General features: G+C 63.3%; 18 protein-coding genes and 2 pseudogenes. 14 read left to right on the plus strand and 6 right to left on the minus strand.

Annotated features, from left to right (window positions below; all coding sequences use genetic code 11):
* Positions 1-20 precede the first annotated feature (20 nt).
* On the minus strand, positions 21-944 hold the full coding sequence (locus tag ACM6IM_RS15285) for a LysR family transcriptional regulator (RefSeq protein ID WP_192303810.1): 924 nt from the start codon (positions 942-944) through the stop codon (positions 21-23).
* Between the two features lie 175 nt (positions 945-1119).
* Between ACM6IM_RS15285 and ACM6IM_RS15290 the strand changes: the two genes are divergently transcribed.
* From ACM6IM_RS15290 to ACM6IM_RS15340, 11 genes are all read left to right on the plus strand, one after another.
* A complete protein-coding gene (locus tag ACM6IM_RS15290) occupies positions 1120-2259 on the plus strand; it encodes an iron-containing alcohol dehydrogenase (protein ID WP_192303812.1) in 1140 nt (379 codons plus the stop codon).
* Positions 2260-2332: 73 nt separating this feature from the next.
* A complete protein-coding gene (locus ACM6IM_RS15295; protein ID WP_414865591.1) occupies positions 2333-3112 on the plus strand; it encodes an enoyl-CoA hydratase-related protein in 780 nt (259 codons plus the stop codon).
* 1 nt (position 3113) lies between these two features.
* On the plus strand, positions 3114-4322 hold the full coding sequence (locus ACM6IM_RS15300) for a CaiB/BaiF CoA transferase family protein (RefSeq protein ID WP_051097664.1): 1209 nt from the start codon (positions 3114-3116) through the stop codon (positions 4320-4322).
* A gap of 131 nt (positions 4323-4453) precedes the next feature.
* The gene (locus ACM6IM_RS15305; RefSeq protein ID WP_201190435.1) at positions 4454-5497 is read left to right on the plus strand and encodes a TRAP transporter substrate-binding protein; all 1044 of its coding nucleotides are present in this window, start codon (positions 4454-4456) and stop codon (positions 5495-5497) included.
* Between the two features lie 33 nt (positions 5498-5530).
* A complete protein-coding gene (locus ACM6IM_RS15310) occupies positions 5531-7411 on the plus strand; it encodes a TRAP transporter large permease subunit (RefSeq protein ID WP_225606892.1) in 1881 nt (626 codons plus the stop codon).
* Positions 7412-7439: 28 nt separating this feature from the next.
* A complete protein-coding gene (locus ACM6IM_RS15315) occupies positions 7440-7898 on the plus strand; it encodes a thioesterase family protein (RefSeq protein WP_192303820.1) in 459 nt (152 codons plus the stop codon).
* 14 nt (positions 7899-7912) lie between these two features.
* Positions 7913-8872, plus strand: coding sequence for an amidohydrolase family protein (locus ACM6IM_RS15320; protein WP_414865592.1), 960 nt, complete (start codon positions 7913-7915; stop codon positions 8870-8872).
* Positions 8865-9824, plus strand: a complete 960-nt coding sequence (locus ACM6IM_RS15325) for an amidohydrolase family protein (protein ID WP_192303824.1) — start codon at positions 8865-8867, stop codon at positions 9822-9824. The genes ACM6IM_RS15320 and ACM6IM_RS15325 overlap by 8 nt, the downstream gene beginning before the upstream one ends.
* 31 nt (positions 9825-9855) lie before the next feature.
* A complete protein-coding gene (locus tag ACM6IM_RS15330) occupies positions 9856-11433 on the plus strand; it encodes an aldehyde dehydrogenase (NADP(+)) (protein ID WP_414865593.1) in 1578 nt (525 codons plus the stop codon).
* A 121-nt stretch (positions 11434-11554) separates the two neighbouring features.
* Positions 11555-12127: a PPC domain-containing DNA-binding protein gene (locus tag ACM6IM_RS15335; protein ID WP_414865594.1), complete on the plus strand. Its 573-nt coding sequence runs from the start codon at positions 11555-11557 to the stop codon at positions 12125-12127.
* A gap of 86 nt (positions 12128-12213) precedes the next feature.
* Positions 12214-13521 (plus strand): OprD family porin, encoded by a 1308-nt coding sequence (locus ACM6IM_RS15340; RefSeq protein WP_414865595.1) that lies wholly within the window; start codon positions 12214-12216, stop codon positions 13519-13521.
* Positions 13522-13566: 45 nt separating this feature from the next.
* Here the strand turns inward: ACM6IM_RS15340 and ACM6IM_RS15345 are convergent.
* Both ACM6IM_RS15345 and ACM6IM_RS15350 read right to left on the minus strand, forming a co-directional pair.
* Positions 13567-14103 (minus strand): annotated as a pseudogene (locus ACM6IM_RS15345) (methyl-accepting chemotaxis protein); the annotation flags it as partial.
* 324 nt (positions 14104-14427) lie between these two features.
* Positions 14428-15549, minus strand: a pseudogene (locus tag ACM6IM_RS15350) (methyl-accepting chemotaxis protein); the annotation flags it as partial.
* Between the two features lie 445 nt (positions 15550-15994).
* On the opposite strand from ACM6IM_RS15350, the gene katG reads away from it, so the two are divergent.
* Positions 15995-18259 (plus strand): catalase/peroxidase HPI, encoded by a 2265-nt coding sequence (katG, locus tag ACM6IM_RS15355; protein ID WP_414865596.1) that lies wholly within the window; start codon positions 15995-15997, stop codon positions 18257-18259.
* A gap of 352 nt (positions 18260-18611) precedes the next feature.
* Here katG and treS read toward each other — a convergent pair whose 3' ends face one another.
* A complete protein-coding gene (treS, locus tag ACM6IM_RS15360) occupies positions 18612-20678 on the minus strand; it encodes a maltose alpha-D-glucosyltransferase (RefSeq protein ID WP_414865597.1) in 2067 nt (688 codons plus the stop codon).
* Positions 20679-20775: 97 nt separating this feature from the next.
* Positions 20776-21525: an EAL domain-containing protein gene (locus ACM6IM_RS15365; RefSeq protein ID WP_192303837.1), complete on the minus strand. Its 750-nt coding sequence runs from the start codon at positions 21523-21525 to the stop codon at positions 20776-20778.
* Positions 21526-21768: 243 nt separating this feature from the next.
* Here ACM6IM_RS15365 and ACM6IM_RS15370 point away from each other — a divergent pair, with 243 nt between their 5' ends.
* Positions 21769-22773, plus strand: coding sequence for an AraC family transcriptional regulator (locus ACM6IM_RS15370; protein ID WP_192303839.1), 1005 nt, complete (start codon positions 21769-21771; stop codon positions 22771-22773).
* A 6-nt stretch (positions 22774-22779) separates the two neighbouring features.
* Here the strand turns inward: ACM6IM_RS15370 and ACM6IM_RS15375 are convergent, their stop codons facing one another.
* Positions 22780-23907 carry a diguanylate cyclase gene (locus tag ACM6IM_RS15375; protein ID WP_414865598.1) on the minus strand — a complete coding sequence of 376 codons (1128 nt, stop codon included), beginning with the start codon at positions 23905-23907 and terminating at the stop codon, positions 22780-22782.
* A gap of 312 nt (positions 23908-24219) precedes the next feature.
* Between ACM6IM_RS15375 and ACM6IM_RS15380 the strand changes: the two genes are divergently transcribed.
* A complete protein-coding gene (locus tag ACM6IM_RS15380; RefSeq protein WP_201190457.1) occupies positions 24220-24810 on the plus strand; it encodes an amino acid synthesis family protein in 591 nt (196 codons plus the stop codon).
* Positions 24811-24847: the final 37 nt, after the last annotated feature.

A 24847-nucleotide genomic window follows, 5' to 3' on the forward strand; every position in this document is an offset into this window, starting at 1 on the left:
GCAGTATCACAGAGCGGATGTCAGGCGGGATTGAGCAGTGCCTCGCGTAACAGTCGGGCCGCCGGCGAGTCCGGCACGCCCTTGCGCGACACCAGTTCATAGGGTTCGCTGCGCGAGGTGATGGGCAGCGGCAACGTGGTGGTGAAGCCATAGCCGGAGCAGAACTTCGCCACGTCGGTCGAAACCAGTGCGACGAGGGTCGGATTCTCCTGCAACAGCGACAGGGTGGCGAAGGCCGAGGTGGTTTCCAGCAGGTGCACCGGAAAACGCAGGTCTGCCTCATGGAACTCGCGCTCGAGCAGCAGGCGCATGGGCATGTTGGCGCGATAGACGACCCAGCGGTAATCCACCAGGTCCTTGAGCGATAACTGCCGGGCATAGGCGAAGGGATGTTGGGTACTGGCGATCACCGCCAGGGTTTCTTCCACGAACGTTGCGCTTTCGTACAGGTAGGGAGTGTTGCTGATGGTGGTCCGGCAGATCGCCAGGTCCAGGCGTCCGGCGTCGAGTTGGCTGAGCAGCGCGGCGCTGGTGTCTTCGACGATCTCGATGGACAGCTTGGGGTGGTCGCCGATCACCCGGCTGATGGCCGTGGTCAGCAACGGCACGGCGCCCATGATGGTGCCCACCGACACGCGCCCGCCCTCGCCGCTCATGATGCCGATGATCTCTTCGCGCAGGTGCGCCAGGTCGGTCTGAATCAAGCGCGCGTAACGGATGACCGAACGTCCGGCATCGTTCGGTTCAAGCCCGCGGTTAGTCCGGGTGAACAACGACGTACCGAAGGTGGTTTCAATTTCCTGCAGCGCCTTGCTGGCGCCAGGTTGGGTCAGCGCGACCTGTTTGGCCGCGCCGAGCAAGGAGCCGTGATCATCAAGAGCGATCAGCAAACGCAGTTGCTTGATGTGCAGGCGGGACATGATCGAGTTCAGTGAGGGCGTCATCAGGATTAACTAAAAGTTATAGAGGTATCGAAAGTTGTCAGTATCGAGGCTGGCCAGGACGGCCCTATAGTCCACCCCACAACCAGGCAATGCAACGAGTTTGACCAGAGAGCGAAAGCCCTCCCGCCCATGACCGGTTGCAACAATAACAATCCTGTATAACTTGTGGTGAATCATGTCACTCATTAATTACATCACCAAAATTCAGTTCGGCTATGACAGCCTGCAACACCTGGCGGCAGAAGCTGAACGTGCCGGCATCACTCGCCCCCTGATCGTCACCGACATCGGTGTACGCAACGCCGGCATCGTCGACAAAGTCATCGCCGCCCTGGGCGCCGACCGCGCCCCATCGATTTTCGACGCCACCCCACCCAACCCGAACGAACACGCCGTGCGTGAAGCCGTGGCGCACTACCACCTCGGCGAGTGCAACGGCATCATCGCCGTCGGCGGCGGTTCGTCCATCGACCTGGCCAAGGGCGTGGCCGTCTGCGCCACCCACGACGGCCCCCTGCAGAGCTTCGCCGTGATCGAAGGCGGCCTGGATCGCATCACTGCGGCCACCGCTCCGCTGATTGCGATCCCGACGACGGCGGGCACCGGCAGCGAGGTCGGGCGCGGCGCCATCCTGATTCTCGACGACGGGCGCAAGGTCGGCGTGATCTCTCCTCATGTTGTGCCCAGGGTGGCCATCTGCGATCCGGAACTGACCCTCGGCCTGCCAGCCATGCTGACCGCCGCCACCGGCATGGACGCGATTGCCCACTGCATCGAGACCTTCATGGCCCCGGCCTTCAACCCCGCTGCGGATGGCATCGCCCTCGACGGCCTGCGCCGGGCCTGGGAACACATCGAGCGCGCCACCGCCGAACCCGGCGACCGCGACGCGCGGATGAACATGATGAGCGCATCGATGCAGGGTGCACTGGCTTTCCAGAAAGGCCTGGGTTGCGTGCACAGCCTGTCCCACGCCCTGGGCGGGATCAATCCGAAGCTGCACCACGGCACCTTGAACGCGATTTTCTTGCCGGCGGTGGTCGACTTCAACGCCGAGGCCCCGACCGTTCGTGACGAACGCAAGCTCGAACGCCTGCGCCACGCCATGGGCCTTGCCGCCAACGCCGACATCGGCCTGGCCATCGAAGACCTGACCCGGCGCCTCGGCCTGCCGACCCGCCTGAGCCAGATCGGAGTAGACCCGAGTCTGTTCGCCGGCATCGTCGAAGGCGCCCTGCACGATCACAGCCACAAAACCAACCCACGCGAAGCGTCCGGCGCGGACTACCTGTCGATGCTTGAACAATCGCTGTAAGCCGCTGCTGCCCAACAACAATAAAACAGGAGGCATCCGTGTCGTCAGCCACGCTGGCGCCAGCGGAACCATCATGAAGCCCACCGTCCTTATCGAACGGCAAGATGCCATTGCCATCGTCACCCTCAGTCATCCAGGCAAGATGAATGCCCTGACCCTGTCCATGTGGCAGGACCTGGGCGACGTCATGACCGAACTGTCCGCCGACCTCAGCGTGCGCTGCGTGGTGTTGCGAGGTGCCGGCGAACAGTCCTTCGCCGCCGGCGCCGACGTCGGTGAATTCCCCACGGTCCGCGCCAACTCGGCGCAGGCCCGCCACTATGCCGAGGTGACATCGGCCGCCATGCGCGCGGTCGCCGACTGCCCGCACCCGGTGATCGCAATGATCCACGGCGTGTGTGTCGGTGGCGGCCTGGAAATCGCCGCGCTGTGCGACCTGCGCATCTGTGGCACGTCCAGCCGCTTCGGCGCGCCGGTCGGCAAGCTCGGGCTGGTCATGTCCTATGACGAAATGGCCGGCCTGGTGGCGCTCGCCGGACGCTCGACGACGCTGGAGATCCTGCTCGAAGGACGGATTCTCGATGCCCAGGACGCCTACGTGAAAAACCTTGTGACCCGCGTGGTCGCCGATGCCGAGGTGCAGGCCGAGACCCTCGCCACCGCCCGACGCATCAGCCAGGGCGCCCCGCTGGTCGCCCGCTGGCATCGCCAGGCAGCGCGACAACTGGAAGCCAACGTGGCGCCCACCGCCGAGCAGATCGACGACAGCTACGCCTGCTATGACACCAACGATTTCCAGACCGGCCTGAACGCGTTCATCGCCAAGACCAAACCACAATTCGAGGGCAATTGACATGGGACCGCTGACAGGAATGCGCGTGGTAGAACTGGCTCACATCATGTCCGGGCCGGTGTGCGGCATGATGCTCGCAGACATGGGCGCGGACGTGGTGAAGGTCGAGAAAGTTCCGGACGGCGACGACTCGCGGCGCTTTTCGCCGATCATGGCCAGTGGTGAATCGGCGTCGTTCATGGTAGTCAACCGCAACAAGCGCGGCATCGGCCTGAACCTCAAGACTGACGGCGGACGTGATGTGTTGCGCCGCCTGCTGATGGAGGCGGACGTGGTCACGGAGAACTACCGCGCCGGCACCATGGAAAAATTCGGCCTGGGTTACGACACCCTCAAGACCCTCAACCCCGGGCTGATCTACTGCGCGATTTCCGGTTACGGACGCAGCGGGCCGTTCGGCGACAAAGGCGGCTTCGACCTGATCGCCCAAGGCATGAGCGGCATGATGAGCATGACCGGTGAAGCCGGACGCGAGCCGGTCAAGGCCGGCTCGCCGGTGGCCGACATCAACTCCGGCATTCTCGCCGCCCTGGGCATCTGCGCCGCCTACGCCGCGAAACAGCGGACCGGGCTGGGGCAGATGGTCGACACCTCGTTGTTCGAGGCCGGCCTGCAACAAATGTACTGGCCGGCAGCGGCGTATTTCGCCGACGGCACCATCCTGCCCAAGATGGGCTCGGCCAACTCCACCAGTGCGCCGTATCAAGTGTTCCGCACGGCGGACGGCTGGATCAACATCGGTGCCGCCAACCAGGCCAACTACGAACGACTGGTCGAGGCGCTGGCCGTGCCGCAACTCAAGGCCGACCCACGCTTCGCCAGCAACGCCTTGCGCATGGAACACCGCCTGGCCCTGGTGGAAATCCTCAATGAAGTGCTGGTCGCGCGTACCACCGATCAATGGATGGTGTTGTTCGACAGCCTCGGCCTGCCGGCCGGACCGGTGCTGGACATCGCGGCGGCACTGGCGCATCCGCAAACCCAGGCGCGCGGCATGGTGGTTGAAACCGATCACCCCACCGAGGGCAAGGTCCGGGGCATGGGCTTGCCCATCCACTTTTCCGACATGGACAACGCCGCGCCAGCGACCAGCCGCCCGGCGCCGCTGCTCGGCGAACACACCCGCGAGGTGCTCAAGGAAAGCGGCTACGCGCAGGACGAAATCGACGAACTGATCCGCACCCAGGCCGTCGTGGCACTCGCGTCGTAAACGCCACCGGCAGGAGCGAGCGCTCGCGATCAGTTGTGTCAGGCGACCCCGTGCTGATGGACACACCGCATCGCGAGCTAGCTCGCTCCTACAGGCATCAGAACAACAACAAAAACAAGAAGGTGAACATCATGAGCCGTATCTTGACCGAGTCCGTCAGCCGCCGATCCTTCCTGGTTTCTGCCGGCGCTACCGTGGGTGGCGCGTTTGCCGCCAGCCTGCTGCCATCCGGCGTCTTCGCCGCGACCAGACCCATCGTGCTGCGTTACACCAGCAGCCTGCCCGACAGCCACCCGTTGAACCAGCAGATGAAAGCCGCCTCGCAAGCCATCAAGACGGAAACCAATGGCGCGGTCGACCTGCAGGTGTACGCCAACGGCGCCATGGGTGGCGACACCGACATGCTGTCCCAGGTACGGGCCGGCGCCATCGACTTCATTCCGCTGCCCGGCGCGATTCTGTCGACGCTGGTGCCGGTGATGTCGATCGAAAGCATGCCGTTCGCCTTCAAGGACTACGACAGCGTCTGGTCGGCCCTGGACGGCAAGCTCGGCGAGCACCTGCGCGCGAAGACCGCCAAGGTCGGGCTGATTCCGATGGAGAAAGTCTGGAACAACGGCTTCCGCCAGATCACCAGCTCAACCCGGCCGATCAACACGCCGCAGGACCTCGCGGGCTTCAAGCTGCGCGTCCTGGTCAGCCCGTTGTGGACGTCGATGTTCAGCGCCCTGGGCGCCTCGCCCACCGGCATCAGCATCAACGAAACCTATTCGGCCTTGCAGACCAAAGTGGTCGACGGCCAGGAAAACCCGCTGGTGGTGGTCGAGTCGGCACGCTTCTACGAAGTGCAGAAGTTCTGCTCCATGACCGACCACATCTGGGGCGGGTTCTGGATCGTCGCCTCCGGCAAGACCTTTCCCAAGCTACCTGCGGACGTGCAGGAAATCGTCTCACGGCAGATCAACGCCGCCGCCCTGGTCCAGCGTCAGCAGGTGATCGACCTCAACGCCAGTCTCGAGCCGTCTCTGACCGCCCACGGCATCACCTTCAACAAGGTCGACCGCTCACTGTTCAGGACCGACCTGCAATCCAAGGGTTTCTATAGCCAGTGGAAGGAAAAATACGGTGCAGAAGCCTGGAGCCTGCTCGAGCAGTACGCAGGTCAACTGTCCTAAGCCGGAGACACAGTCATGAAAAACGAGATACCAATGACGGACGTTCCCCCTGCTGAAGGACTCAGCCCGCGCCAGGCCACCTTTCGCCTGGGACGCGCACTCGATACCGGACTGCGCTGGCTGACCGAAGGCAGCGCGGCGTTGCTGGTGGTGATCGAAGTCGCCCTGCTGTTCTGCAACGTCTTTTCGCGCTACGTGCTCAACCAGCCGATCGTCTGGGGTGACGAACTGGCTTCGCTGCTGTTCCTGTGGCTGGCGATGCTCGGCTCGGTGGTGGCGATGCGGCGCGGCGAGCACATGCGTCTGACCTCGTTCATCGCGCGGCTCTCAGTGGAAAAACGCGAATTCGTCGACACCCTCGGCGCGGTGATCGTCATCACCTTCATCGGGCTGCTGTTCACTCCTGCCTGGGAGTACGTCACCGACGAATGGATCATCACCACCGCCGCCCTGGAAATCCCCAATGCGTTTCGCGTGTCGGCGATTGCCGTCGGCCTGAGCCTGATGCTGATGACCTGCGTCGCCCGCCTGCTGACGCGGGCGCGATTGATCGACTTTTCGGTGTCGGTGGCGATGCTCGCGTCCCTGGGAGCGCTGTTGTGGGTCGGCGAAAGCTCGATGCTGTTGATGGGCAACTGGAACCTGGTGATTTTCTTCATGATCGGGGTGATGGCGATGATCGTTATCGGCGTGCCGATCATGGTCGCGTTCGGCCTGGCGACGGTGGCGTACCTGTCGAGCATGACCAGCACACCACTGACCCTGGTGGTGGGGCGGATGGACGAAGGCATGGCCAGCCTTATTCTGCTGGCCATCCCGCTGTTCGTGTTCCTCGGCGCGCTGATCGAGGCCATGGGCATGGCGCGGGCGATGATTCGCTTCCTGTGCTCGTTGATCGGCCACGTGCGTGGCGGCCTGTCGTACGTGCTGATCGGCGCGATTTACCTGATCTCGGGCATTTCCGGCTCGAAAGCGGCGGACATGGCGGCCATCGCCCCGGCGCTGTTTCCGGAAATGAAGAAGCGTGGCGAAGATGAAAACGAACTGGTGGCGATGCTCAACGCCTCCGGCGCCATGTCGGAAACCATCCCGCCAAGCCTGGTGCTGATTACCATCGGCTCGGTGACCGGCGTGTCGATTTCCGCACTGTTCACCGGCGGCTTCATGCCGGCGGTGGTCGGGGCGATTGCCATGGCGGCGGTGATCTGGTGGAAAAACCGCAAGGGCCAGGCGTCCAAGGGCAAACGCGCGTCGGGCAAGGAAATCGGCCACTCGCTGCTGCTGGCCGTGCCCGCACTGGCCCTGCCCTTCGTGATCCGCACGGCGGTGGTCGAAGGCGTGGCCACCGCCACCGAAGTCGCGGCCATCGGCGTGGCCTACACCTTCATCGTCGGCCTGCTGTGCTACCGCTGCTTCGACTGGCGCCGGCTGTACCCGATCCTGGTCAGCACCGCGTCGCTGTCCGGGGCGATCCTGATCATCATCGGCAGCGCCACGGCCATGGCCTGGGCTCTGACCCAGTCGGGCTTCTCGCACCAACTGGCGCAAGTCATGGCCACGGTGCCCGGCGGCGCCATGGGCTTCCTGATCATTTCCGCAGTGGCCTTCATCCTGCTCGGCAGTTTCCTGGAAGGCATCCCGGCCATTGTGCTGTTCGGCCCGTTGTTGTTTCCGATTGCCAAGACCCTGGGCATCAACGATGTGCACTACGCGATGGTGGCGATCTTCGCCATGGGCCTGGGCCTGTTCGCGCCGCCGTTCGGCGTGGGCTTCTATGCCGCATGCGCCATTGCCAAGGTCGACCCCAGCGGCGCCATGCGGAGGGTCTGGCCGTACCTCGGTGCACTGGTAGTCGCCCTCGGGGTGCTGATCGCCGTGCCGTGGATCTCCATCGGTTTCCTGCCCAACAAGTGATTTCGACCACTCAACCACGAGGTTTGCCATGAATTTCTCCACACTCCAGACCGGCACGGCCACCGAGCGCCGACTGACCGTCGACACACCGCGCACCATCTCGTTTCTTGGCGAGGACCTGCGCATCTACGCCACGCCGCGACTGGTGGACGACATCGAACAGACCTGCCTCGACTACCTGCTGACCTTCCTCGACGAAGGCGAGAACACCGTCGGCGCAGCGGTCGATATTCGCCACGTCGGTGCGACACTGTTGGGCATGTCGGTGAGCATCACCGCCACCGTCACCCGCGTTGAAGGTCGCAGCGTCACCTTCAATGTCGAAGTGCGCGATGAGGTCGAACTGGTCGCCACCGCCGCGCACACCCGGGTCGTGGTCAACGTCGCCAAGCTGCGCGGTCGCGTCCGGGCCAAGGCCGACGCTGCGGCAGCGGGCGAAGTCGAGGACGGCGTGCTCAGCCCCTCGCAATTCGCCGCGTCGCGCTGAGCCGGGCTGCCGCCATGATCACGCTCCATGAACGCAACGGTATGCCCAGCCTGGCCGCCGAGGATGCGCTGCCGTTGATCGACGCTCATCACCACCTCTGGGACCTGGGCAACGGCCGTTATCCCTGGTTGCAGGAGGAATACCACGAGGACTTTTTCCTCGGTGACTATCGCCGCCTGCGCAAGGATTTCCTGCCCGGACATTTTCTCGCCCTGAGCCAGCGCCAGCGCCTGATCGGCACGGTGCACGTCGAAGCCGAGCGTGCCCGTGACGAACAGCTCGCCGAGACCCGCTGGCTGGAGCAGGTGCACGCCCGCTTCGGCTTCCCGAACGCGATCGTCGCGCATGCCTGGTTCGACCGCGAGGACAGCGCCGACATCCTCGCCGCCCAGGCCGCCCACCCGCTCGTCAAGGGCATCCGCTCGAAACCGGTGACCTCGGCGTCGCCGCATGTCAGTGTCGCCGGGGCCCGGGGGACCCTGCAGGACCCACGCTGGCTCGAAGGGTTTTCGCGGCTGGCCGATCATGATCTGTCGTGGGACCTGCGGGTGCCGCCCTGGCACCTGGTCGAGGCCGCCGAGGTGGCGGCGATGTTTCCCCGGATTCAAATCGCCCTCAATCACACCGGTTTTGCCTGGGACCGCAGCCCCGAGGGCATGGCCCGCTGGCGCAAAGGTCTGGAGGCACTGGCCTTGCAGCCCAACGTACATATCAAGCTGTCGGAGTTCGGGCTCAAGGATTCACCCTGGCACTACGAGGACAACCGGTTGGTGGTGCTGACCGCGCTGGAGATTTTCGGTGCCAGGCGCTGCATGTTCGCCAGCAATTTCCCGGTAGCGGGGTTGCGCGCTTCCTACGACACGATTGCCGATGGCGTGGCCAGGATGCTCGCGCCCATGGGCCGCGCCGTGCAGGAAGCCGTGTTCGCCGGCAACGCCCGGCGCTTCTATCGGTTGGAGCCAGACCATGAATGACCTTGCAGCCATCGACTGGCGCGCGCGTTTTCTCGCCAGCGGCGACGACGCGGACCTGCCCATCATCGACGCGCACCAGCATTACTTCGACGTCGAAAACCATTACTACCCCTGGTTGAACGACCGCCCGTTGCGGCCCTTCCGCTATGGCGATTACTCGTCGATCTGCCGCAATTTCCTGCCAGCGGACTATCGACGCCTGGCCGGCCATCATCGCGTGGTTCAGACGGTGGTCATCGAAGGCGAATGGGACCCGGCGACCCCGGCCGATGAAGTGGCTTTCGTCGACGCCCTGGCGCAGGAGGAATCCAGCGTAGGCGCCATGGTGGCGCAGGCCTGGCTCGATCGCGAGGACATCGGCGAGCTGCTGCGCCTGTACGGCGCTCACCCGTTGGTGCGGGGCATTCGCCACAAGCCGGCGGTGACGACCCGCGAGCACTGGCGGGCAGACTATGCCGCCGCCGGTTCCATGCGTGATCCGCGCTGGCGCGACGGTTACGCGCAGCTGGCACGGCACGGCCTGCACTTCGAATTGCAGGCACCGTGGTGGCACCTCCCGGAAGCCGCCGAACTGGCGCGGGATTTTCCCGACGTGCCCATTGTGGTCAATCACACCGCTCTGCCGGCTGATCGCTCCGAAGCCGGTCTGGCCGGCTGGCGCGACAACCTGGCGCTGCTGGCGCGGGAGGCAAATGTCGTGCTGAAAATTTCCGGTATTTGCATCCCCGGCCAAGCGTGGCCCGTCGAAGCGAACCGCCGGGTGGTCGACGACGCGATCTCGATCTTTGACGTCAGGCGCTGCGCATTCGCCAGCAACTACCCGGTCGATGGCGTGGTGAACAGCCTCAGCGAGGTGTTCGACGGATTCAAGACCCTGGTCATGTCACGCCCCCGCAGCGAGCGGCTCGCCCTGTTTCATGACAACGCCCGGCGCATCTACCGGCTCGCTTGAGCCGATCTGCAGTCTTTATCAGGAGTTCAACATGTTTGAAGTTTCAGGCCATAACTACATTGCCGGCAGCCGTTCGGCCAAGGGCAGCCACACTCTGCAAAGCCACGATGCCAGCACCGGCGAAGCCCTGCCCTATCGTTTCCATCAGGCGACGAACGAGGAGGTGAATGCCGCTGCCGAAGCCGCCGCCATGGCTTATCCGGCGTACCGCCACTTTTCCGCCGAGCGTCGTGCAGGCTTCCTCGATGCCATTGCTGCCGAACTGGACGCCCTGGACGCGTCGTTCATCCACCTGGTGTGCCGGGAAACTGCCCTGCCCGCCGCACGAATCCAGGGTGAGCGGGCTCGCACCAGCGGCCAGATGCGTCTGTTCGCAACCTTGCTGCGGCGGGGGGATTTCTACGCTGCACGCATCGACCGCGCGTTGCTGGACCGGCAGCCATTGCCTCGCCCGGATTTGCGTCAGTACCGCACCGGACTCGGCCCGGTCGCGGTGTTCGGCGCCAGCAACTTCCCGCTGGCCTTCTCCACCGCCGGTGGAGACACCGCCTCGGCCCTTGCCGCCGGCTGCCCGGTAGTGTTCAAGGCCCACAGCGGGCACATGGCGACGGCCGATTACGTCGCCGATGCGATTACCCGCGCCGCGCAAAAAACCGGTATGCCCAACGGCGTGTTCAGCCTGCTCTACGGCAGTGTCGGCGAGGCGCTGGTCAAGCATCCGGCGATCCAGGCGGTCGGTTTCACCGGTTCGCTGCGCGGCGGCCGGGCCTTGTGCGACATGGCCGCAGCCCGAGCGCAACCGATCCCGGTGTTCGCCGAGATGAGCAGCATCAACCCGGTGTTGCTGATGCCCGAAGCGTTGAACGCCCGCGGTGAACAGATCGCCGCCGAACTGAGCGCGTCGGTCGTGTTGGGCGCCGGCCAGTTCTGCACCAACCCCGGTCTGGTGCTGGGCATTCGCTCGCCGCAGTTCACTGGGTTTTTGCAACGCTTGAGCACGTTGTTCGATCAACAACCGGCGCAGACCATGCTCAACGCCGGTGCCCTGAACAGTTATTGCCAGGGCCTGGAACACCTGCACGCGCACCCTGGCATCACCCACCTGGCCGGCAACCCACAGCAGGGCAATCAGGCACGGGCGCAGCTGTTCAAGGCCGATGTCAGCCTGCTGATCAACGGCGATGAGCGGCTTCAGGAGGAAGTGTTCGGTCCCGCCACCCTGGTCGTCGAAGTCGCCGACCACGCCGAACTGCTCCAGGCGTTACACGGCTTGCGCGGCCAGTTGACCGCCACGCTGATTGCCGAAGACGCTGACCTGGCCGGCCTGGACCCGATCCTGTCACTGCTGGAACAGAAAGTCGGACGCGTGCTGTTCAACGGTTACCCCACCGGCGTGGAAGTCTGCGATGCCATGGTGCATGGCGGGCCTTACCCGGCCACATCGGATGCGCGCGGCACATCGGTCGGCACCCTGGCGATCGACCGCTTCCTGCGCCCGGTGTGTTTCCAGAACTGCCCCGACCGCCTGTTGCCGGACGCCCTGAAGAACGCCAACCCGCTGGGCATCACCCGGCTGGTCGATGGCGTCAGTCACCGCCAGGCGCTGTAACCCGCCGCCCGTTTCAACCCACATCCGCGCGCCTGTCGAGTGACAGGCGCCGGGTTCGCTCGCCCTGAAATCGGTTTTACCCCGCTCAATCGCTCACAACAACAATAACCGAGGAAGCACCATGCACGTTCCACGTCACCCGAAACACCGCTTGGGTAAATTGATGCTCGCCATGAGCGTCGCCTGGCTGGTCGGCACCTCCGACACACCACAGGCCCTGGCCGAAACCACACCTTCCGCGACGACAACGCCCATGCAATGCGCCACCGAAACCACAACCCGCTACACCCGCACACCCACCGGTTACCTGATGGTGCTGCGCATGGGTGACAACGCCTTCAAGGAGCTGACCAAACTGGCCATCACCGAAAAGATCCCCAGCGCCTCGATCAGCGGGATCGGCTTCGGCAACGTCAAGTTCGGGTTCTGGAACAAAGACAAGAAAGACTTCGATCCAAAAGTCCTGAACAACGTCGAGATGGCCAGCATCACCGGCTCGCTGGCCTGGAAAAACGATCAGCCGTCGATCCACATGCACGGTGTCGCCGGCGATGCCACGTTTCAGGCCTACGGTGGCCACATCCTCGATTTCGAGGTGACCACCGGCTCGATGGAGATCACCGTGATCGTCCACCCGCGTCGCCTGGAACGCGGCATTGATCCGTGCATCGGCGCCAACGTGCTGGGGATCTGAGCCGAACACCTCGCTCCCGCCGTCCGCGCATCGGCCGGCGGGAGTCACCCTCGCGAATCCAACTACAAGAAAATGGGGCGTTTTACATGAGCAGCAAGTACACCGTTATCACCCTGGCTTTGGGCGCCATGACCTTCGGCAGCCAGGCGCACGCGGATTTTTTGCGCGACAGCAAGGCGACACTGGGGCTGAAAAATTTCTACTTCAACAACGACAACCGCGACGGGACGGCGGTGCCGTCGAAAACCGAAGAATGGGCCCAGGGATTCCTGCTGGATTTCAAGTCGGGCTACACCGACGGCATGATCGGTTTTGGCGTCGATGCGTTGGGCCTGATAGGCGTGACCCTGGACAGCGGCAAGGGGCGCCATGTCGGCAGCAGCATGATCCCATCGGACAGCGACGACAGCGCCGTGGACGAGTGGAGCCGCCTGGGCCTGACCGGCAAGGTCAGGGTGTCGAAAACCGAGCTGCGCCTGGGTACGCTGATGCCGAAACTGCCGATTCTGGTGGCGAACGACGGCCGCCTGCTGCCCCAGACGTTCGAGGGTGGGCAGATCACCTCCAGCGAGTTCAAGGACCTGACCCTCATCGGCGGGCGCATCGAACACGCCACCGGCCGCGGTTCCAGCGACCAGACGGGCCTGGCGGCGACCGGAGGCACCCGGGAAAGCAACGCGTTCGATTTTGCCGGTGGCGACTGGAAAATCACCCGCGACCTGACTGCCCAGTATTACTACGCCCACCTGGATGACTACTACAGCCAGCAGTTTTTCGGCCTGCTGCACACATGGACGATCACGGACAATCAATCGCTGAAAACCGACCTGCGCTACTTCAAGACCGATTCGTCCGGCAAGAACGGTTCGGGCACCTCGGGCTACCGGATCAGCGGCTATACCGACGGCAATGATGGCGAAATCGACAACCGCACCTGGAGCGCCGCGTTGATTTACAGCCTCGGCGCCCATGCTTTCACCGCAGGCTACCAGAGCGTGTCCAGCGGCAGCGGCTTCACACAACTCAACCAGGGCGGCCTGCCGGACAAGGGCGCCGGCGGCGTCAGTCTTTACCTGTATACCGATCGCCTGATCCAGACCTTCACCCGCGCCGGCGAGCGCACCGCGTTCGGCCAGTATGCGTATGACTTTGCAGCGCTTGGCGTGCCGGGTTTGAAGGCATCCGTCATCTACCTCAGCGGCGACAACATCAAGACCGCCACGGGCAACACCCAGAAGGAGTGGGAGCGCGACTTCAGCCTGGATTACACGGTCCAGTCGGGTGCACTCAAGGGGGTGGGGCTTGGCTGGCGCAATGGCAAGTCCAACAGCGAGGCGAGCCGCAACCAGGACCAGAATCGCCTGATCGTCAGCTACAGCATCCCGCTGATGTGACAGCAGAGAACGGAGGCGGCGGCCGACGCAACCTCCGTCCTCGACTCAATCCTTGAACTGGGTCAGTTGCTGGTTCAAGGAACCCGCCTGATCGCGCAATTGCACCGACTGATCGAGCAGGCTGCGGATCGCCTGGTCATTCTGCTCGGAAATCCGGCTGACGCCCTGGATCGCCACCGACAGTTGCTCACCCGTCGCCGCCTGGCTTTGGGTCTGGCGCGCCACTTCGCTGATGCGCGTCAGGATGTCCTGGGCATGCTGGCGAATCTGCTCGACCCCCTGGGCCGAGGTGGTCAGTTGCACCACCCCCTCACGCACCGCTTCGCCGACCTGCTGGACGTTGGCCACCGTGTTGCGCACGTCCGAACCGATGGCGCCGATCATCTCGCCGATTTCACCGGTCGAACGGCTGGTGCGTTCCGCCAGCTGCCGCACTTCGTCGGCCACCACCGCGAACCCGCGCCCCTGCTCCCCTGCCCGCGCCGCTTCAATCGCCGCGTTGAGCGCCAAGAGGTTGGTCTGGTCGGCAATGCTGCGGATCACGGCGATGATCCCGGCAATCTGCTGCGAGCGTTTTTCCAGGTCGCCCACGGTGTCGGCAACGACGTCCATGGTCTGGTCGATGTGGGTGATACCCGCCAGGGTCTGGCTCATGTCGCCTGAGATGTGCTGGGTCAGCTTCTCGGTGTTGCGCGCCAGTTGCTCGACGTCTTCGGCCTGTTGCGACATCTCGGTCACCGAGTGCGCCAGCGCCGTGACGCCACTGGCCATTTCTTCGGTGGCGGTGTGCTGCGACGTCGCCCGTTCGGCCACGGCCTGGGTGGTCTCGCCCAGGTGATCGGAGATCTGGATCAAGGCGCCGCTGCTGTGGCGGATCGAGCCCACCAGGTCGCCCAGGCGCTGGATGAACTGATTGAACGCGCCGGCCAGCTTGCCGGTTTCATCGCCACTGCGTTGCTCGAAACGCAAGCCCAACTCGCCGCCCCAGGCTTGGATGCCGGTGGTCAAACCCGACAGCGGACGGATCTGCCACGCCAGCAGATGCCACAGCACGATGGCCAGCACCAGCAGTGCCACCCAACCGATGATCACCGCCGTCCAGAGAAACTGATTGATCCCGGCCATGGCCTCGGCCAGCGGGTACGCCACCATCAACGCCCAGGTGTTGGGCGACTTGCCGATGTGCACCGGTTGCAGCATGTAACCCCAGCCATCGTGCTGGAAGCTGTAGGGCTGGCCCGCCTTGATCGCGTCCCTGGCCGCCGCTGGCAAATCGTCGGCCGGCTGGCTCAAGCGCTTGTCGTCGGGGTGGCTGGCGTACAGGCCATTACTGGATATCAGCGCGCCATAGCCCTTGTAGGCATCGATCTTCGCCAGTTGCTGCCTGATGCTTTCAAGCGGGATATCGACCCCCGCCACGCCCACCGCCTTACCCCCTTGCAGCAGCGGCGCCATGATCGACACCAGCATGACTTTCTGGCCATTGCCGGTGCTGTAGACGTAGGGCTCCGACGCCCAGGGCTGTCGGCTGTGCAGCGGTTGGTAGTAATACTGGTTATCGGCATTCTCCGGCGAATACCCCACCAGGACTTCCGACTTCACCGAACCATTCGCACGGTTCCAGTAGGTCAGAAAGCGGCCCGTCCCGTCGTGGTTCGGCTGGTCGACGAACTCACTGTCCTTGCCGTCGAACGCGTTGGGTTCCCAGTATTGTCCCAGCCCCAGCAATTGCGGGTTGGCTTCCAGCAGTTGGCGGGTCACGGCGTCGGCGGTCTTGCGCTCGGCCTGTTGTTGTTGCAAAGCCGTTGCGGCGCTGGCCAACGATTCGGCCACGGTAAAACCGACACCCAGTTCAACTTCGACCTCCTTGGCGTTGGCCTTGACGATGGTGTCGACCAGCGCCGCGGTTTCCCTGACTGACGAGCCGTAGGCGATGTAAGCGATGGAGCCCAGTAACAGGGCCATCACGACGACGGCTCCGATCAGCGCCGTCCAGAACAACTTGAAGTGCAAAGAGCGATTAGGCATGGACTTTCTCGAGAAGACAAAACTTCACCAGCGCGGTCCGTTCTACGTTGTGCACGCCGGCCCCGCTGGCACTTTATTTATAATTGATATTGTTTTGCCATTATCTAGAAGCGCGCTGTCAAAAGCACTTTATCTCAAGGTATTAGACGAAAGATTCTGTCTATGGCCATGCAACACTGAGGCTATTAGCTGAGTCCCCGACTCGGGTCTACCCTTAGTCTGCGCTGGCGCCATAAGCCGGCCGGATTAGCATTGAAAAGGAGACAGGAATGCGCCCGAAGCTTGACTAGGCCCCCGACCGCATCGGCCACTCGGTTGCCGCTGTTCCCGTTGCCTGTGTGGTCCAACGCTGGCCTTGAAGCCTGTGGCATTCATTCCGCTCGTCGCTGTTTAACGCCCTTTCGGGCCCGATAGCCGGATGAACACGACCAAAGGTAGCTCGCACATGGCAAATGAATCGAAATGCCCTTTCAATCACGCCGCTGGCGGTGGCACGACCAACCGCGACTGGTGGCCGAACCAGCTGAACCTGAAGATCCTGCACCAGCACTCCTCCCTGTCCGACCCCATGGACGAGGGTTTCGACTACGCCAAAGCCTTCAAGGAACTTGACTTCGCGGCGGTCAAGCGCGACCTGACGGCACTGATGACCGACTCGCAAGACTGGTGGCCCGCCGACTTCGGTCATTACGGGCCCCTGTTCGTGCGCATGGCCTGGCACGCGGCCGGCACCTACCGCACCGGTGACGGACGTGGCGGTGCCGGTTCCGGCCAGCAACGCTTCGCCCCGCTCAACAGCTGGCCGGACAACGTCAGCCTCGACAAGGCACGCCGGCTGCTCTGGCCGATCAAGCAAAAATACGGGCGCAACCTGTCCTGGGCGGACCTGATCGTCCTGACCGGTAACGTCGCGCTGGAATCCATGGGCTTCAAGACTTTCGGCTTTTCCGGTGGACGGCCCGATGTCTGGGAACCGGACGAAGACGTGTACTGGGGCTCGGAGAACACCTGGCTGGGTGGCGACACCCGTTACGGCAAAAGCAAGGAACCCGTGCAGGAGCCCGGCGATGTACCGCTGGTGGCCGAGCCCGGACGAAACGAAGACAGCCGTACCGACCACGGGCGCAACCTGGAAAACCCGCTGGCCGCCGTGCAGATGGGCCTGATCTACGTCAACCCGGAAGGCCCTGAAGGCAACCCGGACCCGGTGGCATCGGCCCTGGACATCCGTGAAACCTTCGGCCGCATGGCCATGAACGACGAGGAAACCGTGGCCCTGATCGCCGGGGGGCACGCCTTCGGTAAAACCCACGGCGCGGGGCCTGCCGACAATGTGGGTCCCGAACCGGAAGCGGCGGGCCTCGAGCAACAGGGTCTGGGCTGGAAAAACAGTTTCGGCACCGGCAAGGGGCCGGACACCATCACCAGCGGCCTGGAAGTGACCTGGACCACCACGCCCACGCAGTGGAGCAACAACTACTTCGAAAACCTGTTCGGCTTCGAGTGGGAGCTGACCAAGAGCCCGGCCGGCGCCCATCAGTGGGTGGCCAAGGACGGCGCCGGTGCCGGGACCATTCCCGATGCCCACGACCCGACCAAGCGCCACAGTCCCACCATGCTGACCTCGGACCTGGCCCTGCGCTTCGACCCGATCTACGAGCCGATTTCGCGGCGCTTCCTGGAGAATCCCGATCAGCTCGCCGACGCCTTCGCCCGCGCCTGGTTCAAGCTGATCCATCGCGACATGGGCCCGCTCTCGCGTTATCTGGGCCCGGAAATGCCCAGTGAGGAGTTGCTGTGGCAAGACCCGATCCCCAAGGTCGACCATCCTCTGGTTGACGACGCCGACGTGGCCGCGCTCAAGGGCAAGATCCTCGCCTCCGGTCTGAGTGTTTCGCAGCTGGTGTCGACGGCCTGGGCGGCGGCGTCGACCTTCCGTGGCTCCGACAAACGCGGCGGGGCCAATGGTGGCCGCCTGCGCCTGGCACCGCAGAAATTCTGGCAGGCCAACCAGCCCGACCAACTGGCCGGCGTGCTGGCGAAACTCGAAGGTATCCAGGCCGAATTCAATGGTGCGCAAGGCGCTGGCAAGAAGATCTCGCTGGCCGACCTGATCGTGCTGGCCGGCAGCGCCGGCGTCGAACAGGCCGCGAAAAACGCCGGGCACAGTGTGACGGTTGCGTTCACTCCGGGAAGGATGGACGCCTCGCAAGCGCAAACCGATGTGCAGTCCTTCGGGTTCCTCGAACCCATTGCCGACGGCTTTCGCAACTACAGCAAAAACGCCTTCAGCGTGTCCCAGGAACATTTGCTGATCGACAAGGCGCAACAGCTGACCCTCAGCGCCCCCGAGATGACTGCGCTGATCGGCGGCCTGCGGGTGTTGGACACCAACGTCGGCCAAACCCGGCATGGCGTGTTCACCACCGAAAAGGAGAAATTGACCAACGACTTCTTCAGGAACCTGCTCGGCATGGGTGTGGAATGGAAACCCACGTCGGCGAGCAACGAGACGTTCGAAGCACGGGATCGCAAAACCGGTCAGGTGAAATGGACCGGTACGCGGGTTGACCTGGTCTTCGGCTCCCATGCGCAGTTGCGCGCCCTGGCCGAGGTCTATGCCAGCAACGATTCCAAGGAGAAATTCGTCAAGGACTTCGTCGCGGCCTGGACCAAGGTGATGAACCTGGACCGCTTCGACCTGAAGTGATGATTTGAACCCACGCTACACCTTGTGGGAACGGGCTTGCTCGCGAATACGTCAGCACAGGCAACCAACAGGGTGTCAGTGCCGGCCTCTTCGCGGGCAAGCCCGTTCCTGCGAGAGATTCAAAGCCTCGGATAACCTCAAACCGGCGAAATCGTCGCCAATGCACCGATCAACAGGGTCAACACCAGAAATCCACCGAGGAAAAGGGACATCTTGGCCATGGGGCCTCCTAGAAAACAGGTGTGCGGTGCAAGGGCTGCAGCGCATCTGAACCGTGCGTTCATTGTGAGCTTCAGCGCCTGTACATAACAGACGCAGATCACGCCGAAAAATACGGATCAGATAACCTGCGCTAGAGCATCGGCGAGCTGCTGACCACCCGCAGTGCCAGCCCTTCATAGGCATCCAGGGTGATGGTGAAGTCGCCCTCGGGCGTGAGGTCGCCTTCGACCCGCTCGTTGATGATGTCGACCACCGGCCCCGGCGCAATGCTGGGCAGGTGCAGGGTTTCGGTGATGGCGCTCGCGCCGAAGTTCAACGCGGTGATTTGCGTGCCTTTGCCGGCCGGCAGTTCGTGGACCATGATCAGCAGCCCTGGATGCTCGACGTCCGGGATCAGGATCTGGCGGCTGGCGGCAATGTCGTAGGCGCGGCGCGCGGCGAGGATTCGCTGGAGCTGCGAAGCAAAGGAATCAGGGTCCTGCAACTGTTCGGTCAGGCTGCCGTACAAGGTTTGCGCCCGGGGCATCTGCCCTTCGGAATGCTGCGCTTGCGGGTTGAGGTCCACCAGGTCGTAGGCGCCCCGATGAATCCAGCGGGTATCGCCATCGAGCATCAGGTCCGCCACCTGTTCCGCCGGCAGCGGCAATGCCCCCACCAGATCCCAGCCGGACAGGGCGAACACCCCCGGCTGCATCGCGTTGTACATCACCAGCAGCAGGTGAATCTGGCGAATCTGCTGGACATCCGCCGGGGTGATGGCCTCAAGGTCACGAATCCCCAGCGCGGCAGTGATGATGCTGGCGGTGGTGCAGGACACCCCGTTGGTGACGAACTTCAGGTTATAGGGCGCGTGCTCGCCGGCCAGGCGCTCGTACATCTGCTCGCGAATGTGTTCGCGCAGGATGTTGCCGGGGAAGGTCTGCCCCTGATAGAGGAAGGTGTCGTGAGCGTGCAGGGTCCAGAAATGCACCAGTTCCAGGGTCAGTTCGTCGTGGTTCTGCAACGCATGGATCAGCGATCCCGGATCGATGCCCTGGGTGTGCATCTGGCGCAGCATCAGGCGCAGGAACTCGGTATCGCCCATCAGCAACGCGTGCTGGTAGGCCGGCCGGGTGATGAAGTCATAGGACAGGTCCGCCCCGCCGTGGGACATGGCGGCGATGTCATCGATGGTCAGGTTGAGTTCCTGGAAACTGAAACCGCCGGCCTTGCGAATCGCACCGGCCAGCAACTGGTTACCGGTGATCGACAGCGGATGGCTTTCGGACCAGGCTGTGCCGTCGAGCTTGCGCTCCACACCGAGGAAACCGTTGGCATCCAGGCGCAGGATTTTCGCGCCCATGACATCGATGGCGTGCAACGCATCGCCGATGATCATCTGTTGCGCGGCGAAGCTGGGGTCCAGCCAGTTCAACGAGGGCTGGCCTTCCTTGAAATAATGCAGGTAGACCCAGCGCCGTGGTTTGCCGTCGACGCCCACCACAATCGGGGTCACGCTCCAGTCGGTTTCCTTGATCCCGGGCTCGAAGAAGATCACCCGCTGCAACTGGCCAACGATGTAATGCTTGTCGCGCAGCACATCGACCTGCTGCGGGCTGAGGTTTTGCGCGTCACGCCCCTCCGCCACCTCAGGCAGCAACGGCCAGTCTTCTTCGCGGATCTCCACCATGTGGTAGAGCCCCGGATAGTCTTCGTACGCCATTTCGGCCAGGCGAAAATCCGCGCCCTTGCCGGTGTGCGACGGAATCACATCGTCGACGATCACCGCATTGTGCGCAGCGGCCATGCGCGTCAACGCCTGCAGCTGGGCCTCGGTGCCCAGTTGCGGATCGAGGTCGAAACTGATGCGGTCAAAGTTGCCGTCGATGGTCGGCGTGTGCCGGGTGCCGCGAAGGCCGCCGGACTTTTTCAGCGGGCCGTTGTGAATGCCCTGGATACCGATTCTCGACAGCGCGTGCCACAGGGCTTCGTCGCCCAGCGCCTCCAGCACGGTGCCATTTTCGCGGGTGATGATGGACGCCGGGTACGCGGTGAACCACACCGACGCCAGGGCCGAGGCATCACGGGGACGGGTCTGTGCATAGGGCTGTTGCCACAAGCGGCCTTGCCCGCCATAAAGCCGGGCCCGCTGCCGGGCCATGTGCAGCATCGATTGCCCGACCAGCCAGTCCACGTGGTTTTTCTGCGCTGCCGTCATGCCCACCTCTCGTCTTGAATACCCGCACCCTGCTCCTGCAAAGCGCCGCTGGTTTTCATATGAGGCCCTGACGTGGCATTCGTTGCATCGTGCTGCGTTATGCCGGCCCTGGCTGCACCTGGCAGCGCTCGCCCAACGCATCGATCCGCGGCCGGCCGAACAGGTAACCCTGCCCCCACTCGCTGCCACAGGCGGTGGCGAGGGCGCGGTCGGCTTCGGATTCGATCCCCTCGATGATCACGCAAGGCGCCAGCGTCTTGCACAGCTGCACCAGATGGCCGAGGGTCTGGGCGTTGTTGGTCTCCAGGCGAGCGCGCTGCAGGTAGCCCTGGTCGATCTTGACGATGTCCGGCCGGGTTTTGCGGATGAACTCCAGGGTCCCCAGGCCGGCACCAAAATCATCGATGGCCACCCGGCAACCCAGTTCGCGCAAGCACAGGACAAACTCGATCGCCGCCGAAGTGCTGGGTGGCGTGGCGCTTTCGGTGATTTCGATCACCAGTCGCGCCGCCACCGACGGCGACTCGCGCAACTGCGCAAGGATCGGCTGCCAGAAGTGGTCGATGATCGCGCTTTGCGCCGAGATGTTGCAGCCCAGTCGCAGGTGTTCGTTCTGCAGCAGACGGGCAATCACGCAATCCACCACGCTGCGGTCGAGCTCTCGCATCGATTGCAGTCGTTCGAGCATGGCCAGGGGATAGACCCCCTCTCCCCGGGCATCGATATGACGCAACAGCCCTTCCTGATACAGCACCCGATGGCTGTCGGGCAGCCAGACCACCGGTTGAAACGCCAGCACCAGTTTGCCCTGGGCCAGTTCGTTGTAGAAATTCTTGACTCTGTGCATGTCACATCCATAGACAAGACGGGGTCCTGCCGCCGATTGAAGTGGGCGCTTAACTGGCTTTATGCCACCAACTACTGACTGGCGGCCATAATCGACGCTCCCCCACGGCTCAGGAAGTGTTCCCGGATACCTTTCGCTTGTCCTTGGAAACGTGTCAGTTGTGTTATTCGACTGTGAGCATTTGTTTATTGCGATCATGCGCCGGCTCCGCGACATCACTTAGCCATTACGCCGGGAACAAGCATGCACAGAATGACCAGCACCGGTTTTCGGGTGCTCGCCGACGTCTTGACGGACGCGGGTGCCAACGTAGAAGCCTTGCTCAAAGAATTCGACAGCAGCCACGAGGAAGTCTGGGCCAACCCCAACGGCGTTCGGCTGGAGCTGGTCTACAAAGTCATGGCGCAGGCTGCACAACGAACCGGCAACCCGGACATCGGCCTGCTGGCTTATGCCCGCGCCCATCCGGCCAACCTGGAAGTGCTGGGTTACGCCGTGATGTCCTGCCCCACCCTGGGCAGCGCGCTGCAACGCCTGGTGGATTACCAATCGCTGATCTGCAACGGTTTCTACATGTGCCTGGACCACGAACCCGGGGCGGTGAAACTGATCGGCCTGGACGTCAGTACCCAGCCCTCACTGACGCCTCGCGCCTTCATCGATGCCGGCGCCGCGCAGACCCTGGGGCTGGTTCACTGGCTGCTGCCCAAGCGCAGGCCCGACCCGGTGGCGGCGACCTTCACTTACCCAAGGCCGGCGGACACCACGCAATTGGAACGCTTGCTCGGCAGCAACCTGTCCTTCGGCGCGTCGTACAACAGCCTGAGCTTCAGCACCGAGGATTGCGCGACAGCGCTGCCCACCGCCGACCCGGCGCTGGATGTCCTGCATGTCGAATACGCCCGCACACGCCTGAACCTGGTGCTCAACGGCTCGATGACCGAGCGGGTACGCCGGGTGCTGTCCGAAAGACTGGCCCAGGGCGTGCCCAGCGACCTGAACCGGATCGCCCAGGCGCTGGGCGTCAGTGCACGCAGCCTGCAACGGCGCCTGAGCAATGAGGACACGCACTTTTCGGCGTTGCAGGACGAAGCGCGATTGATGCTCGCGCACAATTTCCTGCGCAACTCGGCGCGTAGCGTGAAGTACATCGGCGCGCTGCTGGGGTTTCGCGACCAAAGCAGCTTTCACAAAGCCTGCATCCGCTGGTTCGGCATGACGCCCGGGTGTTATCGGAATGATGCCTGAGACCGGCTATTCGGCGACCGCCACCTGATTACGTCCACGGGCCTTGGCGCGATACAAAGCCTTGTCCGCGTTGTTCATCAGGCTGTGCAGATCGTGATCATCGGACGAGATCGCCGCAACCCCGACGCTGGCCGAGATGCGGTGCACCGGCCCGCTCATCAGGCCGGCGAGCGAGTGCAGGAGTTCTTCGGCGATGTGGCGGGCCACGTCGATCGACGTATCCGGCAGCAGGACGGCGAACTCTTCGCCGCCCAAACGGCCGTAAACGTCGGTGTCGCGAAACGACGTGCTGATGACCAGGCCCATTTGCCGCAGCACCTGATCCCCGACCTGGTGCCCGTGCGTGTCATTGATGTGCTTGAAGTGATCCATGTCCAGCATCACCGCGCACAGGGGCCGCTGGTTTTTCCGGCAGGAGCCGAACAATTGCTGGGCCTCTTCGAAAAACGCCCGGCGATTCTTCAGACCGGTGAGTTCGTCGGTCTGCGCGGCACGGGTGGAAAGGCTGTGGGCGTGCTCCATTTCACGGGTCAGTCGAAAGGCGGTTTCCAGGGCGTCGGACAGGCTGCGCGTGGCGCTGAATACAAACGAGGCGAACACCATCACCGCCACCCCCATGCCGACCTGCAGGGATGAAGGCTGGAACAGCAGCCAGAGCGTGCAAGGCAGCAACACCAGGACAATCGACACCACCGTCATGTAGCGGTAGGCCGAATAACAGGACACGGCGCTCACCGACATGCCGACGCAAAACAGCATGACCAGGGTCTGGGCCAACAGGTCATCGGCCGGGATCACCGCCAGCGCGCCACCGCCCCAGATGCCGGCGGACAGAATCAGCGTAATCCAATAAATGCGCTCCCAACGTTGCGGGGTGCGCTCGCGGTCCGGGCTGCGGAAATAGGCCACAAACATGCAGATGCGCACCAGCGAGGACGCGGTCAGCAGCGCGATCCACACGCCGACGACCTGGTGATCGAAACGGTCCCAGCACAGCCAGCACAACATCGCCACCGCAAGAAGACTGCCGAACACCGCTAAAACCGACTGGCGAAACAGTTGGTGCAGTCGGTCCGATTGCACCAGTTTTACGATGAAGTCTTCCTGTGGGTACCGCAATCCAGGGCCATCCATTCAAGCCGCCTGATAGTGATGCTGCGCAAGGGCTCTATTCTGGCACTTTGCTAGCAATGCTCACAACCGCGCCCGGCATTCATCCATGGGAGCGAGCCTGCTCGCGATGATCGCGAACGATGACAGCGCCAGACGACAGCCCGGTGACGTCCGCACGGCCATCGCGAGCAGGCCCGCTCCTGACACTGTAGATCATGTCTGGCAGGCATTTTGTCGCCTTCCCCACAGAAACCCGTTTCGGGCTCTTGCGTTGCCGGTATTATGGTATACCATCATACGCACAGACATCCTTCACCCCGTACGGAGCAGCTCATGAGTTTCGAAATCCGCAAGATCGTCAGCTATGTCGAGCAAACCTTTATCGAAGGCGGCAAAGCCACCGACACGCCGGTCACCATGATCGGCCTGGCCGTCGTCATGAAGAACCCATGGCTGGGTCGCGGCTTTGTCGAAGACCTGAAACCGGAAATTCGCGCCAACTGCTCCGATCTCGGTGCACTGATGGTCGAGCGCCTGGTGGGCCTGATCGGCGGTGCCGACAAGATCGAGGCCTACGGCAAGGCGGCAGTGGTCGGTGCCGATGGCGAAATCGAACACGCCTCGGCGGTCATCCATACCCTGCGCTTCGGCAACCACTATCGCGAAGCGGTCAAGGCCAAGAGCTACCTGAGCTTCACCAACAAGCGCGGCGGCCCGGGCACGTCGATCCAGATCCCGATGATGCACAAGGACGACGAAGGCCTGCGTTCGCACTACATCACCCTGGAAATGCAGATCGAAGACGCACCGCGCGCCGACGAAATAGTCGTGGTCCTGGGTTGCGCCGACGGTGGCCGCCTGCACCCACGCATTGGCAACCGTTACATCGACCTGGAAGAACTGGCGGCCGAAAAAGCCCAGTAAGACGGGCCGGTCACAACAACAAAAAGGTATGCAGGAG

Source organism: Pseudomonas sp. IT-P12 (assembly GCF_949767465.1).
GTDB lineage: Bacteria > Pseudomonadota > Gammaproteobacteria > Pseudomonadales > Pseudomonadaceae > Aquipseudomonas.